Source organism: Streptomyces sp. T028 (assembly GCF_048159505.1).
In the GTDB taxonomy this organism is placed as follows: domain Bacteria; phylum Actinomycetota; class Actinomycetes; order Streptomycetales; family Streptomycetaceae; genus Streptomyces.
In genome coordinates this window covers 42415-59311 of sequence record NZ_JBLRVZ010000051.1, presented here as the reverse complement: position 1 = coordinate 59311, position 16897 = coordinate 42415, and the positions used below count along the sequence as shown (strand labels likewise).

The following is a 16897-nucleotide window of genomic DNA, read 5'->3' as shown; positions in this document are numbered from 1 at the left end:
GGCCCACCTCTCCTTTGAGGATCGTCGGTGCTCAGGCGCCGCGCTTGAACTGCTGGTTGGTGCCCGTGCCGCAGGTCCACTGGATGAGCTTGGCGTTGTCGGCGGTGGACTTGTCCGAAACGTCGAGGCACTTGCCGCTGAGACGGGAGACGAGGCGCACCCAGCCGTCACCGGCGTCCTGCAGCTGCCACTGCTGGTTGTTTCCGGTGCCGCAGGTCCACTGGATGATCGGGTTGCCGTTGGCGGTGGAGTTGTTGGCCACGTCCAGGCACTTGCCGCTGTGCCGGGCGACGAGCTGGACGTATCCGCTGCCCATGTCCTTGAACCACCACGACTGGTTCATGCCGCCGTTGCAGGTGTACTGGGTGATCTGCGTGCCGTCGTCCAGGGACTTGCTGGGGACGTCGAGGCACTTGTTGCTGTGGCGTGCGGTGACCGTCTCCCAGGGGCCGCCGACGCCGTCGACCTTCCCGGCCGCGGTGTCGATGGTGATCTGCGCGTACCAGTCCATGGTCATCGTGGTGTTCGTGGGGAACTCCAGCGGCAGCCAGACGTACTTGGAGGCGTTGACGTTCTGGCCGAAGGAGTTGCCCCACCGGTCGCCCATGTAGAGGTACTCGGTGCCCGCGGTGCCCTGCACGGGCAGGACGAACGTGGTCTGGGAGCCGTAGGCGGTGGAGTCTCCGACGTTCTGCAGGTCGCTCCAGGTGCCGGTGATGCTGGAGGCGGTCGCGTACTTCTGCTGGTTGGGGTTCCATCCGGTGGCGGTGGAGGTGAGCAGGAAGTACACGCCGTTGCGCTTGAACAGTGCCGGGGCCTCGCGCAGTTGGCCGGCCCAGAGCAGCTGCACGCGGCTCTCGACGGTGAGGTAGTCGGGGCTGAGGCGGTAGATGTGCAGGTCGCGGTTCTCGCGTGCGGCGGAGACCATGTAACCGGTGCCGTCGTCGTCGACGTAGGCGGTGATGTCACGGGACATGTGGCCGAGTGGGCGGAAGCTGCCCTGCCAGGTGTAGTCGCCGTCGACGGTGTCGGAGACGGCGACGGCGGCGCGGGCCTGGGTGTAGTCGGTGGCCAGCTCCTTGTGCATCCACATGACGAACTTGCCGGTGGACGCGTTGTAGATGACCTTGGGCCGCTCGATGTTGGCGGACGTCAGCTCGGGGTCGGAGGCCTGGGTCAGGACATGACGTCGGAACTCCCAGGTCTTCAGATCGGTCGAGCGGTACGCGGACACGTACCGGAAGGAGTTGTCCGCGTTGCGGTTCTCACCGAACCAGTAGTAGTAGGAACCGACCTTGATCACACCGCCGCCGTGGGCGTGCACCACCGCTCCGGTGGTGTCGGTGAACTGGGTCCCGTTGGAGATCGCGACGCTCGCCGCGTGCGCGGTGCCGGTCACCAGGGCCTGGGGGACCAGGCTGAGGATCACGGAGAGGAGCAGTAGCCAAGAACGGCGCATCGAGGGTCTTCCTTCCGCCGGCTGCCCTGGCCATCCCGCGAAGGAAACAAGGCAGACCACAACCGATCAGAAATTGGCTGAAACGAACGCCGTCGCACATAAGACTGCCTGTTACCGCAATGCGTCAAGGGTGTGAACATGTCTGATTTTCCTCACAGCCGACGGCGGGGCGCGGTGCGGCCGGGGTACCTCTGCTTGTGCCCCTCTGAAGGCCGAGCGGTCTCGCCGGGGCGGCGCCATGGAGCCGCCCCGGTCGCCCCATTGGTGCTCCCGCGTCCCGGGTCCCATTCCAGGGGGAGGTCATCTCCCCAGGTCAGGACTGTCACCGGCGTTCCAGCGTCCCAGATGCCCCGGCAGCCGTGGCGGTGCGGGCGGATCACCGCACACACTTGGCCCATCCCCACCCGCCGCCCTCGGGCATCCGGGCGCGCGGCCTGCCTACCCCCCAGGCCAACCCCCGTACCGCACCAGGGAGTTCACATGCCCACGCGTACCCGCCGCACCCGCGTGTCCGTCGCCGCACTCAAGGCCGACGCCCTGGCCCGGTGACGGTCGGCGCCGCACACAGGCTTGGCCGTCAGGTCCTTCAAACCAAACCTCTCCCCGATAAAAATCCTCGGCGACTTCCATGTCCTGCGAGCAGGCCGCACAGCCGGCCACAGGTACGCGTGGGTCTGCGCCACCTCTGAGCAACAGGAGGACAACCGTGTCCTTGTCCGATGTCATAGGCCTCGACACGACCGCTTCTGCCGTATACCGGGCCATGCTCAACAACCCCACGGCCGACGTGGACGATTTAAGCCGCATGCTCCAGCTCACCGAAGGCGAAGTGCGCGACGCACTGGACGCGTTGGCCGACAGCGCCCTGCTGGAACCGTCGAGGGCGAACCCCGGTACGTTCCGTGTCGTCGACCCGCGCGTGGCCCTTGAGCGTGCGCTGCAGCAGGAGGAGGAAGAACTCACCCGCAAGCAGCAGAAGTTGGAGGCCAGCAGGGCCAAGGCCGCACAGGTCCTGGCGGAGTTCGAGAGACCTGGCCGGGTGGAGAGCGGCGATGTCTACCGGTCGGTCCGCATCACCGGCCTCGACGCCATCCAGAGCGAAATGGAGGTCCTGGCCCGGGACCTGCGCTCGGACCTCCGGTCCGTCGTCCCCGGCGGTGCGCAGTCCGCCGCGGCGCTGGCCGCGGCACGCCCCCTCGACACGGACGTTCTCGCACGAGGCGTGCAGATGCGGACGCTGTATCAGGACAGCGCCCGCAACGACACCGCGACCATCGACTACGCGCGATGGCTGACCGAGCACGAGGGCCAGGTCCGTACGGCCCCTCTCCTCCCACCACGGCTGTTGGTCTTCGACAGCCGTATCGCCATGATTCCGCTCAAGCCGTCCGACACCCGGGCCGGGGCCCTGCGCACCGAGGATCCCGCCGTGGTCAAGAATCTCGTGGCGATGTTCGAGCAGGCATGGGAGATGGCGGTACCGCTCGGAGCGGACCGGACGTCGGACGCCAACAGCCTGACGCCGACGGAACGCGAGATCCTCAAGCTTCTGGCGAGCGGCATCACCGACGAGGCGGCATCACGGCGTCTGGGCGTCTCCATGCGGACGGTGCGCCGTCAGATGGCGGCCTTGATGGAGCGTCTCGACGCCTCCAGCCGCTTCGAGGCCGGCATCAACGCCGCACGCCGGGGCTGGCTGTAGAGCGCGCCCACGGCTACCGGCCCGTTACCCGCTGATACCGGCCCCATACCCGCTGATCTCAGCCCGCTGCCCGTGAATGCCCGGCACTCCCGCGCCCGGGCATTCACGGGCAGCGGGCTGATCCGTCGTTCACCCCGCCGCGCACGATCCCGATCCCGATCCCGAGGCGGCGACAGGCGCGTTGAGGCGCTGGTATCCCTGGAACACCGGGATGCCCCGAACGCTCCTCAGAAGACTCTCCAGACGCGAGGACACCTCGCCCGCGTCCGTTCCCCGGAAGAACAGGTGCAGTGCCATACCGCTGCCGTCCTCCTTCGCCCTGACGTGCTGAAGACCGTATTCCGGTCGCGAATGCACCCAGAGAGCGTCCTGGACGACCTGGGACTCGCCCGCCGGGGGCGGCAGACCGTCATGCCGCCGCAAGTACGTGTATGCGCAGATCACCCTTCATCCCCTCGGTCAGTCCCAGATGACGCTGTCCGTGCCCACCTTCGCGGCACCGACACCCCGGTCACCGCTGCCCCACGACGTCCCGCCCACGGCGGACGCGAGGCCGACCAGCACCGCGGCCGACAGGACCAGGGCGAACAGGGTACGAGTGGTGACGCGCATGGCAGATCCATTCATTCGGGGAAGCCCGGCGGCTCCGTCCTTCCTGAACGAGTCTGTCCCAGCCGGGTGGGTGCGCGGAAGGCGAGAAGGCTGTCACCAATGGGCCTGGCCACAAGGTGACACCGGGACGGCGCCGGCCTTCGCGGGGACCCCGTGGACGCTTCCGGACAGGCCGCTTCCGACCAGCGCGAACGGCTGTCATCCGCTGCGAACGGCCCGCAATGATGAAGACCTCGCCGGGAGGGATCACAGCGGATCGCCGTCCGCGCCCTCCGGCGATGTTCGGATCGTCAACGCCGGTCGCCGATACCGGCCGCGCCCAGGGAGAACCGATCATGGCCAAGAACCTTGCCCCCACCGCCCGTACGGCCGAAACGACCGCCGTCGGTGGCACCCGGGACACGAGGACCCGCGACCGTGGCGCGCACACCGTCGTCGTGACGGTCGCCGCGCACCCCCGGAAGCTGACCAGGGCCGACTTCGTCCTCGTCAACTGAGAGACCCCTTCCTCTGAGAGATCCCTCCCTCTGAGAGTCCCTCACTCTGAGAGATCCCTTCTTCCGAGAGATCACTTCCTCCAACTCGCCGGCAGGAGAGCCGCAGTCATGCGCCATTCACCCCATCTCAGGGCACCCCATCTCAGGGCACGCGCCGAGATCGACCTCGCCGCGCTGCGCTCGAACGTGCGTGCCTTGAGCGCGCGGGTCGCGCCCGGTGGCGCCGCACTCATGGCCGTGGTGAAAGCCGACGCATACGGTCACGGCATGGTCGAGTCCGCCCGCGCCGCACGGCAGGCCGGCGCGCGATGGCTGGGCACGGCCACCCCGCACGAGGCGCTCGCCCTGCGCGCCGCAGGCATCGAGGGACCCCTCATGTGCTGGCTGTGGACCCCCGGCGACCCCTGGCTCCCCTGCGTCGAGGCCGACATCGACGTGTCCGTCAGCGACCTCTGGGCGCTCGCCGAGGTGAGAGACGCCGCCCGCCGGGCGGGGCGCACCGCCCGCGTGCAGCTGAAGGCCGACACCGGACTCGGCCGCAGCGGCTGCCAGCCCGCCGACTGGACCGAACTGGTCGCCACGGCGCTCGCGGGACAGGCCGCCGGCGAACTGACCGTCACCGGCCTCTGGTCGCACCTCGCGTGCGCCGACGAGCCCGGACACCCCTCCATCGACGCGCAACTCGACCGTTTCCACGAGATGGCCGAGCACGCGGAAAAGGCCGGCGTCGAACCGGAGGTCCGGCACATCGCCAACTCCGCCGCCGCGCTCACCCTCCCCCGGACACACTTCGATCTCGTACGGGTCGGCATCGCCCTGTACGGAATATCGCCGAGCCCCGACATCGGCCGGCCCGAGGACTTCGGCCTGCGGCCGGTGATGACGCTGTCGGCATCCCTGGCACAGGTCAAGGGAGTTCCGGCGGGGCACGGTGTCGGCTACGGCCACACCCACACGACCGGGCACGACACCACGCTGGGTCTGGTGCCCGCCGGATACGCCGACGGCATCCCACGCCAGGCCTCCGGTCACGGGCCGCTGCTGATCGAGGGCGAGACCGCGTGGCGACGGGTCGCCGGACGGGTGGCGATGGACCAGTTCACCGTGGACCTCGGCGGCGCCACCTTGGCACCCGGTTCCCGAGCGCTGCTCTTCGGACCGGGCGACCGAGGGGAACCCACCGCCCAGGACTGGGCCGACGCGGCGGGCACCATCGCATACGAGATCGTCACCAGAATCGGCCCACGAGTCCCACGCGTCTTCCTCAACGAGAGCACCACCCCCACTGACGCACGCGGTTCGTGGGAGGCCGCCTGGTCGCGCTGAAGCGCGGCATCCCGGCATCCCGGCACGCCTGCCCGCCTGCCCGCGCACGGCCGCCGACGGCGCCTTCCGCCCTGGCCCGCACACGAGCCACCCGCAGCCCGGCCAGAGGCTTCCCCCCCCCCGCCCCGCCCCGCCCCGCCCCGCCCCGGTCCGGCTCGGCCGGTAGACACCCCTGCTGCCCACGGCGCCCACGGCGCGCGACATCGCACACCGCGCACGCCCGCCGCCGCGGCCCCGCACGCTCACGCTCGTCCCCACTGGCACCGGCCCGCCCCAGGGGCCGTACGACACCCACGGATGTCCCCATGTCTCTTGTCACGTCCACGCGGCCCGCCGCGATCGCCCCGCCGTCGCCCCGTACGGTCTCCAGCAGCCGTTTCGTCCTGTACTCGGCGCTGGTCAGCTTCTTCCTGATCTCGCTCGACGGTGCCGCCATCAATGTGTCGCTGCCCGCGATCTCGCAGGACATCGGCGGCGGTATGTCGGGCCTCCAGTGGGTCATCGACGGCTACACCCTCACGTTCGCGGCGTTCATGCTCTCCGCGGGGGTGTTCTCCGACCGACTGGGCGCCAAGCGTGTGTACGCGATCGGACTCGCCGGGTTCAGCCTCGCCTCCGCCGTCTGCTTCCTGGCTCCGAATCTGGGCGCGCTGGTCGCGGCCCGGATGGTGCAGGGCCTGGCTGCGGCGCTGATGCTCCCGACCTCCCTCGCCCTGATCCGCCAGTCGTACGACGACCAGGCGGAACGCGCGCGTGCCATCGCGGTGTGGACGGCCACGGGCGGTGTCGCGATCGCGCTGGGTCCCGTCATCGGAGGGATCGTGACCTCTGCCACCGGATGGCGCATGATCTTCCTCCTCAACGTACCCATCGGCATTCTGGGCCTGGCCCTCCTCAGCCGCGTCGCCCCCTCGCCCCGCCGCTCCGCCCCCATCGACATCCCCAGCCAGCTGACGTTCCTCCTGGCTCTCGTAGGCATCACCCACTCCATCATCACCATGAGCCACGCCGGGTTCGCCTCCCCCGTACCGCAGACACTGCTTGTCTCCCTGGTGGCCCTCGGCGTCTTCTTCGTCCTGCAGACCCGCCGCGCCCAGCCGATGGTCCCCCTGCGGATTCTGCGTACCCGCTCCGCCCTGGTGACCATCACCTCCGGATTCGCCATCAACGCGGTGTTCTACGGGATGGTGTTCGCGCTCGGCCTCTACTTCCAGCAGGTGAACGGCTACAGCCCCGTACTGGCGGGGGCCGTGTTCCTGCCCATGTGCGCCATCGACCCCGTGGGCAACCTGGTCGTGATGAAGCTCGAAGCGCGGTACGGAAACCGGGCAGCCCTGGTCCTGGGCCAGCTCCTCATGGCTCTCGGGGCGGGCCTCATGCTGATGATCGACAGCTCGACCCCGGCCTGGCTCACCGCCCTCCTCCTGCTTCCCCTCGGCTTCGGCGCGGGGCTCGCCGTACCGCCCCTGACCTCCACGCTCCTGGAGGGCGTGCCTGCCGGGCTCGCCGCCACCTCCGCGGCCGTGCTCAACACCTGCCGACAGGTGGGAAGCTGCTTCGCCATCGCCCTGCTTGGTGGACTCGTGGCCAAGCCGGCCGGATTCCTGGACGGACTGCACACGGGCATCCTGGTGGGTGTGGCGATCCTGGTAGCCACCGCCGCCATCGCGTTCGTCTTCCTCCGCCGCACGCCCGCCCCGACCACGCAGTCGACGTCCAGCACGGTCGTCGCCCCTGTGGCGATCACCGACCAGGCCCAGGTCAAGACCCGGGACGACCTCGAACTCGCGTCGTGAGGCTGGAGTCCGAGTCGCGCGACGTGCAGGAGAAGCCGGCCCCGGGTGCACCAGAGACCGGCGCGGACAACGCCCTGGCCATCCGGGCGACGGTGCGGGATGCGATCGTCCCCCCCCGGGGCGAGGCCGGAGCCCTGCCCGGCTCAAGCCCCTGGAGCGCGGCGGTGAGCGGCACGGCGAGGCGGTCGACCGGGCACTCGCGGACCTCGCTAGCCGGTGCAGCCGGGGAGGGCGCCTGGAGGTCGGCAGTTGTCGGGTGTGTTGGCGAAGACGAAGCTGTTGACCAGGTTGACGGTGCTGCCGGGGGTCTCGAAGATGCCGCCGCCCTCGAGCACCGCACGGTTGCCCACCACGAGGCTACGGGTGAGGGTGGCTGTGCCCGTCCAGTTGTAGAGCCCTCCACCCCGGGAGTTGGCAGCGGTGACCTTGTTCGCCCAGAGGGTGGAGGAGTTGACGTTGAGGGTGCCGTCGTAGTTGTGCAGCCCACCGCCCTCGACGGTCGCGGTGTTTGCGTGAACGGTGCTGTGGTCGACGGTCAGAGAGCCGGTGAGGTTGAAGACCCCGCCGGCGGTGTCGGCGGTGTTGTCCTGCACTCTGCTGCCGGTGATCGTCCCGGTGCCGGCGTTGTAGACGCCACCCGCCACCTCGGCGGAGTTGTTCCGCACAGTGCTGGACTCCATGAGGAGGGTGCCGAGACTGTGGACGCCGCCGGCGTGGTGGGCTTTGTTGCCCGACACGGTGGTGGAGCGGATCGTGAGGCCGCCGCCGTAGACGCCTCCGCCGCCCCAGTCGACGGTGTTGTCGCTGACGGTGCTGCCGGAGATCGTGGCGCTGCCGACGCCGATGGACGCGACGGCGCCGCCCTCATGCGCATGGTTGCCGGTCAGGGTGCTGTTGTTGACGAACAGGCTGCGGTCGTTGTTGACGAAGACGGCGCCGCCGAGTTCGTCACCGAGACGTCCGTTGCGCAAGGTGACCCTGTTGAGGGTGAGTCTGCCGTCCGCGCCGCCGACCTCGAGGATGCGGAAGTTCGGGGTGGTGGGGTCGGCGGCGCGTTCGATGACGGCGTTCGAACCGTTGATGGTGACGGGCTTGCTGATCACCGGCAGCCCGTTCGGTCCGTTGCCGCCGACGGCAGGAGCGACCGTGTCCAGGGTGTACACGCAGTTCGCGGCCAGGTCGATGACACCGCCGCCCGCCTGATTGGCGGCGTTGACGGCGGCCACGAGGGCCGCTTCGTCACAGGCGATCGGTGCGGCGTGGGCCGGGGTGGGAAGGGTGGCGAGCCCGAGGGCCAGTGTCATCGCGGAGAGTGCGCCACCCGCTCTGGGTGTGAAATGCAAGGAAGGCTCCTTACGGCGGTGAGAGTGCCCGGCGAAATACCATGACAACCCGGGTGAATCAGACCTGGCTCCTGAACGCTATGGGAGCCGTCCGCCACGAGCCCGCCGCACTGGTCCGAACGGTGAACGGCTGCCTCCCTCGATGGCACCAGGGGGCTGTGTGATCGCGGAGTAGCGGTCGCCTCGGGAGAGGCAAGCGGCCATGGATCGGCTGACCGCCGAACTGCGCGCTCACAGGCTCGCGGACGTCAAGCGTGAACAGGCGCTGACTTCTTCATGGAGCGGGTGGCGAGAACCGAACTCGCGCTCTCAGCTTGGGAAGCGATGGCGCCTGGGCGGACTCGATGGTTCTGACCTGCGATCGTGGCGCTGGTGGGACACATGAGCCTCGCTGCCCCCTACGCGAGTGATCAAGAAGACGGTAAGAATCAGGCACCGCGGGCCCGTCACCTACAACTTTTCGTCTCGGCAGGCCGTCCAATTCGCGCCCGGTGCTGGTCACTGCGCCGGGGTTTCTTCTGTCCCATTTGGGGGATGCCATGAGTTCTGTCTCCATCGGGCGGGTACTGCGTCGCGGGGCATGTGCCGGAGCCGTGGGAGCGTTGGTGGTCGCCGGTCTCGGGAGCGGGGTCGCCTTCGCCGACGACGAGGCGCAGAGCGATCAGCTGTGGATCCAGGCGCCGTACGAGCAGACGGTCACCGTCGCTCCGGACGGCGGCACGGCGCAGTACCGGTCGCTGGCGCTCGGCCTGTACCACGACAACGACAACTTCACCGTCACCGACGGGCGGCTGACCGTCGACGTCTCCGGCCTCGCCGGTGTCGCGGACGTGTCCTGGCCCGACAACTGCACGCCGGACGACGCCGGCACCGTCGCCGTGTGCGATACCGGGAACGTGCCGACCCGCTACAGCGCGCAGGTGCGGCTGCAGGTGCGGGCCGCCGCCGGCGCCGCCGTGGGAGCGCAGGGCGCGATCGAGTACTCCGCCGAGGCCACCGGCGGACCCGACGGCACGCTCGTCGCCCCGGAGGGTTCCGCGGAGACCTTCGTCACCGTCGGCTCCGGCCCGGACCTGGGCATCAGCGCCCCGCAGGACGTCACCGACGTCGCGCTCGGCACCAGCCTCACCGTGCCGTTCTCCGTCACCAACACCGGCAACGAGACCGCCCACGGCTTCAGCGTGAAGATGTGGGCGACGTACGGCCTGGACGTCGTCACCCGCTACCCGCAGTGCACCTACACCGGGCCGGACGACGGCGGCGAGTACACACCCATGACGTACGTGACGTGCTCCTTCGACACCGACGTCGCGCCCGGCGCCACCGTGGAGCTGCCGGAGCCGCTGCGGCTCGCCGTCACCGACCACGCGCTGTACGAGCGGTTCGACTACGGGGTCGAGCCCGGCGGCGACGCCACCGACCTCGACGGCTCGGACAACGGCCGCTCCTGGCACATCAACGCCGACAACACCGCCGACTTCGCCGTGCGCGGCTCTGAGGTGAGCGGCGCGGCCGGTGACACCGTCACCGCCGGCTTCCGCTTCGTCAACCGCGGCCCGGCCTGGGTCGGCAACGTCGCCTCCGGCGACCCGGTCGCCGTGATCGACTACTACCTGCCGGAGGGCACCACCGCCACGTCCGTGCCCGACACCTGCCACACCGCCTGGACGTCCGGCGACGACCCGGCCATCGGCCACTACGCCTGCACCCTCCCGCTGTGGGCCAAGCCGGACCTGAAGGTCAGCTTCCCGTTCCAGCTGCGCATCGACCGGGTCGTCCCCGACGCGACGGGACACGTCGTCGTCCACCCCCACTCCGACACGTCCACCACCTTCGACCCGAACACCAAGAACAACTCGGCCAAGGTGGTCGTCAACCCGTCCGCCTGACAGCGGTTGGGGGCCGCGCAGGGAGACGTCGCTCTTGAGATCGTGTCCCTGCGCGGCGGTTGGCCGCAAGAACAAGGCCGCCGAACGACGCATCACCACCGACGCCCAGGTCGACGCCCTGGCCGAAGCGATCGCTATCCCCCGCCGACGGCTCACGGTCTGCCGGCGGGTACGGACCGATCCGCCCGAGGAACTGGTCGGCCTCCGCCGCCGGGACCTCGACGACCTGCGGATCGGGGTCCGGCTCGCCGAGCCGGAGAGTCGCCGTCGGCGTCGACGGGACCGTCCGATGGCGCGGGCCGCGGCAGCAATGAAGGCAGCCGTCTGCCCGAAAAGACGAGGTGGACATCGCCGTGTGAGGGGCCCCGGATTCTCCTCTTCCCGAGCACAACCATTCCGACGGCTCCGTTGTCACACCCGTGTCATAGGCATCCGGAACATGCCGCGCCCGGTGCCTTCCAACCTCCGGTGACGCGCGGCCTCCCACGGCTCATGGGGTTTGAACCACCTTGCGCAACCGCAGAATCTCCACCGCGACGGCACTCGCCGTCCTCTTCAGTTCCGTGGCGCTGACGGGCCTCGGGTCCACGGCCGCCCACGCCGACGGCAACACCGTCCTGCCCGTCGCCTCAGTCGCCGACATCGTCGTGGACAGCGTGCACGAGCGCGTCTTCGTCAGCGACCGGGCCGACGGCAAGGTCGTCGCCACCGACTACAGCGGCAACGTCGTCGGGACGCTCGGCTCGCTGCCGGAGGCCGGCGGCCTGGAACTCTCGGCCGACTCGCAGACGCTGTACGTGGCCGTCGCGGGCAGCGACGAGATCGCGGCGATCGACACATCCGGCCTCACCGAGTCCGCGCGCTACTCGACCGGCACCGCCGACGCCCCGACGACCCTCGCCCGCGCCGGCGGGAAGCTGTGGTTCGGCTACGGCACGGCGGCGTCCGGGAACATCGGCTCCCTCGACCTCTCGGGACCGGACCCCGTCCTCGCCGTGGCCCAGGACAGCGGCAGCCGCTGGTACTACGCGCCCCGGCTGGCGTCCAACCCTGCCGCGCCCGGTGTGCTGGCCGCCGCCGTGCCGGGCCTCAGCCCCTCCGCCGTGGCGACCTATGACGTCTCCGGCGCCGACGCGCCCAGGCTCGTCGCCCAGGGCGAGGCCGGCAGCAACCTGCGCGATCTCGCGGTGACCCCCGATGGCGACCAGGTCGTCACGGCCAGCGGCGCACCCTACGAGCACCAGGTGCTGTCCACCACCGACCTGCAGAAGGTCGGTAGCTACCCGACCGACGCCTACCCGAACGCCGTCGGCATCGCCGCGGACGGCACCGTAGCCGCGGGCATCGACGGCTACTACGAGCCGGACGTCTACATCTTCAAGCCCGGTACCACCCAGCCGGTCCGGACGTACGACTTCGCCGACACCGGCACCGGCACCCTGGTTCCGGGCGGCCTGGCCTGGGAGCCGGACGGCAACCACCTCTTCGCGGTCACCGGCAACGGCAGCACGTACCGCCTCAACACACTGGACGCGCCGACCAAGGCCGCCACCACGGTGACGGTGAGCGCGCCTTCCTCGGCCGTTCCGGGTAAGTCGCTGACTGTCACCGGGAAGGTCAGCGGCGGCGATGCGCTGCCGGCCGGGACGTCGCTGACGGTCACCCGTACCGATGCGGAGTCGCCGTCGGGCAAGGCGCTGGCCCCGGTGACGACGGGTGAGGACGGGTCGTTCTCCTTCACCGACACTCCGTCGGTCGAGGGCGACGTGACGTACACCGTCTCCTACGCGGGCGACACCGCCCACGCCTCGGCGTCGGCCACGCGGACCGTGGCCGTCGCCCGCAACGCCACCACCGTTACGGTGAGCGCCCCCGCCACGGCCACCCGCGCCAAGTCGCTGACCGTCACCGGCAAGGCCGCCAACGCCGACGCGCTGCCGGCCGGCACGGTGCTGACCGTCAAGCGCACCGACCTGGAGTCACCCTCCGGCAAGGCGCTGGCCTCGGTGACGACCAAGGCGGACGGCACCTTCTCCTTCACCGACACCCCGCCCGCCGGCGGCGACGTGAAGTACACCGTCTCCTACGCGGGCGACGCGACCCGTGCCCCGGCCTCCGGCTCGGACACGGTGGCCGTCTCCCGGACCGCCACCACGCTGAGCCTGAACAACAACGGCAAGGTGTACTCCTACGGTCAGGACGTCACCTTCACCGCGCACCTGGGCACCACCTACAAGAACCGCACGGTGGAGATCTGGGCCAACCCCTACGGCTCGGACAAGCCCAACGTCCTGGTGAAGAAGGCGACCGTCAACTCCAGCGGAAACGTCTCCGCCGTGGTGGACATGAAGCGGGACACCACCGTCACCGCGGTCTTCGCCGGTGACGCCCGCACCGCCCCGAAGTCGGTCAAGGTCACCGCGTACGCCAAGGTGAGAGTCTCCACCTCGCTGACGAAGTACTACAAGACGGGCAAGCTCAGCGCCAGCTCCTCGACGACGTACTACTGGTACCGCAAGACCACCGGCCCGCTGTTCACGACCACGATGAGCTACTACCCGGGCCGCAGCCACCGGCTGGACATCGACGTCTACTACCAGGGCGCGTGGCACCGCGGTTACGAGGAGTTCATCAAGCTGGGCGCCGACGGCAAGAGCGTCATCGACCTCGGTGCCTCCGACGAGGCGGGCCTCCGCGTCCGGGTCCGGTCGGCCTACATCAACGACTCCTCCGGAGACAACGTCAACTCCACCACCTACAGCTCCTGGAAGTACATCTACTTCACCAACTGACCTGCGGACCAGAGACAGCCGGGACTCGTCAACGTGTGCGTGTCTCGGCTGTTTCAGTCGGCCAGGAAGCCGAAGGGACCCGAATCCCGCATGCCGTGCCCCCGCCTCACTTGGGCGGCAGGCCCGCCGCGAACGCGCGTCCCTCCTCGACCCAGGTGCCGAGCGCATCGTCCTCCGCGACCGCGGTGCCCTCCACCACGACCCAGCCGCGCATCGGACGGCCGGTCATGTCGAAGATCCGTGCCCCCGGCCGTGCCAGCGCCGCGTCCGTCGCCTCCGGGCCGACCCTGTCGTCGCCGGTGACGCCCACGGCCATGTGGCCGCGGTACAGAAACGCGAGCCCGCCGAACATCCGTTTCTCGCTGATCGCCGGGTCCGCCCAGCCGTTCCCGGATCCGCTCGGCCAGTCCTTCGTCGTACGCCATCGCCGGCTCACCCCTGTTCCACAAGCCGTGCCTGCAGGTCGCGCAGGTCCTTGGCGAGGTTGCCCCGCACCTGGCGGGCGAGCAGCGGGGCGGCCAGCCGGTAGAAGCCACCGTCCTCGCTCCCGCCCGGCGTCACCACCCGGTACGCAGCAGATGGTTGAGAAGGAGTGCGAGTGCCGCCTGGGCGGCAAGCCAGGCGCGGGGTCGGGTGAGGAACGCGCAGGCCGGCAGCAGCCACACCGCGAAGGGGAGCCAGATGCGTTCGGTCTCGGCTTTGCTCATGCCGGACAGGTCGGCGATCAGGAGGGCGAGGAGGGCCGCGGTCACGAGAAGGGCGAGGCGGACGTGGCCGGGAGGTTCGGTGCGCCGCCGGAGCAGCACGGCACCCGTCCGCCGTAGCCCCGCTGCCGTCGCCAGGCCCGTGATCAGGACCGTGCAGGCGAGGTTCGCCCATACCCAGTAGCCGTAGGGGCGGATGCCACCCGCGCCCTGGTGGTAGCGCGTGACCAGCAGACGGTACGCCTCCCACCAGTCGAACCCGGCGAGGGCGAACGCCGTCGGCACGACGGCCAGACCTGCGAGCAGCGGCGCGAGCAGCATGGGCCGTTCCCGGACGTGTCGTCGGCCGAGCAGCAGCGCCGCCGCGCCGATGAGTGCGACGAGGGTGAGGCCGTACGAGAGGTAGCAGGTGAGCCCGAAGAGGAGTCCCCCTGCTGCCGCCCTCCACAACGACCGACCGCTGACCGCGAGTGCCGGCAGTGCCACGGCCCACGCCGCGACGGCCGCGAAGTACGCGTCGGCCGAGGTGCCCATCCACACCGCGGCAGGGGCCAGGACCAGGAAGGGCGCCGCCCGTCGCGCGAGGCTCTCACCGGCCAGTGCCCGTACCGCGACCAGCACGGCCAGGCACGCCGTCGCGCCGACGGCGATGCACCACATCCCGGCCCAGCCGCCGCCCCGCAGGCCGATCCGGTCGAGGAGGACGAAGGTGAGCGTCGCCGCCGGGGGGTGCCCGGCGACATGGGCGGGCCAGTTGTCGGGGGAGTCGATGAGGATGTGGTGGGTGAATTCCCGCAGGGTGGCCGGGATGTCGTCGAAGCGGTCGATGACCTGGAGATACTCGTGGGGTGTGGTGAGTCGGCCGGCGATCCCTCGTTGCCGGCCGTCGATCAGGGCGAGGGAGGCGATCCAGGCCGTTGCGGTCGCCCAGGCCGTGGCGAGGAGGGTCGGCCAAGGCAGGCGGGCGGCGAGGACCGGGCCGTACGCCACCACGGCCGCCGCCACCAGCACGGCGGCCGGGGTACCGGGGCCGACGTGCGGGTCCCAGGTGGCGAGCAGCGGGGGCCAGTTGACGAACAGGGTGTGATGGGAGTGCTGGATGTGCCGTCCGACCAGTACGGCCGCCGTGACGAGGAGGGCGGCGGCCAGGGCGGCGCACAGGTCGCGGAGGAGGGGGCGGGTCACATCCGCACGCTAGGCCGGGCGATGGGTTGAAGTACCTCCGTCCGGGCCGGACGTCAGCGTTTCGTCATGGGTCGCGGGGCCGTTCCGGGGGTGTGTCGGACCTACGGTCGAGCCATGACACGGTCTCCTTCCTCGCCGGGTTTCTGGCGCAGCCCCCTGCGCGGCCCGTGGCTGACCTCGGTGCTGGGCGTCGTCCTGCTCGGCGGGATCACGGTGCTGTTCGTGACGGGGCTGGTGTCCTACGCCGCCTACAACCCGAACCTGGCGCCGGTGAACGACAAGACCCCGGACAAGGGGATCCTGGGCTTCTACCTGTTCTCCTGGCCGACCGACCCGCACTGGCTGTATCGGCTGAACCAGGGTGTTCACGTCACGCTCGGCATCACCTTGATTCCTGTGCTGCTGGCCAAGCTGTGGTCGGTGATCCCGAGGCTGTTCGCGCTGCCGCCGGCCCGCTCGCTCGCGCACGCGCTGGAGCGGATCTCGCTGCTGTTGCTGGTCGGCGGCGCGCTGTTCGAGTTCGTGACGGGCGTACTCAACATCCAGCTGGACTACGTCTTCCCGGGCTCCTTCTACACCCTGCACTTCTATGGGGCGTGGGTGTTCATCACCGCGTTCATCGTCCACGTCGTACTGAAGACGCCCATGGCGCTGCGCAATCTGCGGCAGCTGCGGGATCTGCGGGAGGAGAAGGACGACCTGGTCTCCCCGCGCCCGGATCCGCCGACCGTCTCGCGGCGCGGTGCCCTGTGGTTCGTCGGCGGCGGCTCGCTGCTGCTGTTCGCGACCACGGTCGGGCAGAACTTCGACGGGCTGCTGCGGCGCACCGCCCTGCTGGCCCCGCACGGCGGAGCCGACCCCGGTAGCGGCCCGAGCGGCTTCCAGATCAACAAGACGGTCGCATACGCCGGAATCGATACGGCGGAGACGGCCGAGGACGCCTGGCGGCTCGTCGTGACCGGACGCACCGGCACCGTCCGGCTGAGCCGCGCCGAGCTGGCCCGACTTCCTCTGCGCAGTGCGGCGTTGCCCATCGCCTGCGTCGAGGGCTGGTCGACCTCCGACCAGTGGTGGCGCGGGGTGCGGTTGCGCGACCTCGCCGCGCTCGTCGGATACGACGACGATCCGCCGGACGTGCTCGTCGAGTCCCTCCAGCGGCGCGGAGCCTTCCGTCGCGCGGCCCTGCGGGCCAACCAGGTCGCCGACCCGCGCTCCCTGCTCGCCCTGTACGTCAACGGCGAGGATCTGTCCCCCGACCACGGCTTCCCGGCGCGGGTCATCGTGCCCGCGGCGCCCGGTGTACTGAACACCAAGTGGGTGGCCCGTATGACGTTCGGAGACCTCTGATGCGCCGACTGATGCGCCCAGCGCTGATTCCTGTGGGCAGTCCCTTCCAACTTCTGCTGCTCGCCGCCTCGTTCGCTCTCGCCGGTTACGCGGGCGTCCGCCTCCTCGCCGACGACTGGTTCGGGGTGGCGGTGTGGTTCGTGGGGGCGGCGCTGCTGCACGACCTCGTGCTGCTTCCGCTGTACGCGCTGGCGGACCGGGCCGTCGTGCAAGGGCTCGGCGCGACGGGACGACGGGACTGGGCG

At 70.1% G+C, this 16897-nt stretch carries 13 protein-coding genes; 7 read left to right on the top strand and 6 right to left on the bottom strand.

Annotated elements, in window-relative coordinates:
- Positions 1–31 precede the first annotated feature (31 nt).
- Positions 32–1459, bottom strand: coding sequence for an RICIN domain-containing protein (locus tag ACLZN2_RS40615; RefSeq protein ID WP_416984685.1), 1428 nt, complete (start codon positions 1457–1459; stop codon positions 32–34).
- Between the two features lie 706 nt (positions 1460–2165).
- Here ACLZN2_RS40615 and ACLZN2_RS40610 point away from each other — a divergent pair.
- A complete protein-coding gene (locus ACLZN2_RS40610) occupies positions 2166–3161 on the top strand; it encodes a DUF6879 family protein (RefSeq protein ID WP_416984684.1) in 996 nt (331 codons plus the stop codon).
- Between the two features lie 459 nt (positions 3162–3620).
- Here the strand turns inward: ACLZN2_RS40610 and ACLZN2_RS40605 are convergent, their stop codons facing one another.
- A complete protein-coding gene (locus tag ACLZN2_RS40605; RefSeq protein WP_416984683.1) occupies positions 3621–3773 on the bottom strand; it encodes a hypothetical protein in 153 nt (50 codons plus the stop codon).
- Between the two features lie 335 nt (positions 3774–4108).
- On the opposite strand from ACLZN2_RS40605, the gene ACLZN2_RS40600 reads away from it, so the two are divergent.
- The 3 genes from ACLZN2_RS40600 (at position 4109) to ACLZN2_RS40590 (ending at position 7392) form a co-directional block, all read left to right on the top strand.
- Positions 4109–4270, top strand: a complete 162-nt coding sequence (locus ACLZN2_RS40600; RefSeq protein WP_416984682.1) for a hypothetical protein — start codon at positions 4109–4111, stop codon at positions 4268–4270.
- Between the two features lie 108 nt (positions 4271–4378).
- Complete coding sequence (gene alr, locus ACLZN2_RS40595; protein ID WP_416984681.1) at positions 4379–5596, top strand: alanine racemase; 1218 nt, start codon at positions 4379–4381, stop codon at positions 5594–5596.
- A 305-nt stretch (positions 5597–5901) separates the two neighbouring features.
- Positions 5902–7392 carry an MFS transporter gene (locus ACLZN2_RS40590; RefSeq protein WP_416984680.1) on the top strand — a complete coding sequence of 497 codons (1491 nt, stop codon included), beginning with the start codon at positions 5902–5904 and terminating at the stop codon, positions 7390–7392.
- A 209-nt stretch (positions 7393–7601) separates the two neighbouring features.
- On the opposite strand, the gene ACLZN2_RS40585 is transcribed toward ACLZN2_RS40590, so the two are convergent.
- Positions 7602–8735, bottom strand: a complete 1134-nt coding sequence (locus tag ACLZN2_RS40585; protein WP_416984679.1) for a hypothetical protein — start codon at positions 8733–8735, stop codon at positions 7602–7604.
- A 539-nt stretch (positions 8736–9274) separates the two neighbouring features.
- Here ACLZN2_RS40585 and ACLZN2_RS40580 point away from each other — a divergent pair.
- Entirely contained in the window at positions 9275–10624 is a 1350-nt protein-coding gene (locus ACLZN2_RS40580) for a hypothetical protein (protein WP_416984678.1), read from the top strand.
- Positions 10625–11133: 509 nt separating this feature from the next.
- A complete protein-coding gene (locus ACLZN2_RS40575) occupies positions 11134–13416 on the top strand; it encodes an Ig-like domain repeat protein (protein ID WP_416984677.1) in 2283 nt (760 codons plus the stop codon).
- 106 nt (positions 13417–13522) lie between these two features.
- Here ACLZN2_RS40575 and ACLZN2_RS40570 read toward each other — a convergent pair whose 3' ends face one another.
- From ACLZN2_RS40570 to ACLZN2_RS40560, 3 genes are read right to left on the bottom strand one after another with little or no spacing between them, the layout of a single operon-like run.
- Positions 13523–13852 (bottom strand): TfoX/Sxy family protein, encoded by a 330-nt coding sequence (locus ACLZN2_RS40570; RefSeq protein ID WP_416984676.1) that lies wholly within the window; start codon positions 13850–13852, stop codon positions 13523–13525.
- Positions 13849–13980 carry a hypothetical protein gene (locus tag ACLZN2_RS40565; RefSeq protein WP_416984675.1) on the bottom strand — a complete coding sequence of 44 codons (132 nt, stop codon included), beginning with the start codon at positions 13978–13980 and terminating at the stop codon, positions 13849–13851. Before ACLZN2_RS40565 ends, ACLZN2_RS40570 begins: the two co-directional genes overlap by 4 nt.
- Complete coding sequence (locus ACLZN2_RS40560; RefSeq protein ID WP_416984674.1) at positions 13974–15305, bottom strand: hypothetical protein; 1332 nt, start codon at positions 15303–15305, stop codon at positions 13974–13976. Before ACLZN2_RS40560 ends, ACLZN2_RS40565 begins: the two co-directional genes overlap by 7 nt.
- A gap of 66 nt (positions 15306–15371) precedes the next feature.
- Here ACLZN2_RS40560 and ACLZN2_RS40555 point away from each other — a divergent pair, with 66 nt between their 5' ends.
- A complete protein-coding gene (locus ACLZN2_RS40555) occupies positions 15372–16652 on the top strand; it encodes a molybdopterin-dependent oxidoreductase (RefSeq protein WP_416984673.1) in 1281 nt (426 codons plus the stop codon).
- Positions 16653–16897 lie beyond the last annotated feature (245 nt).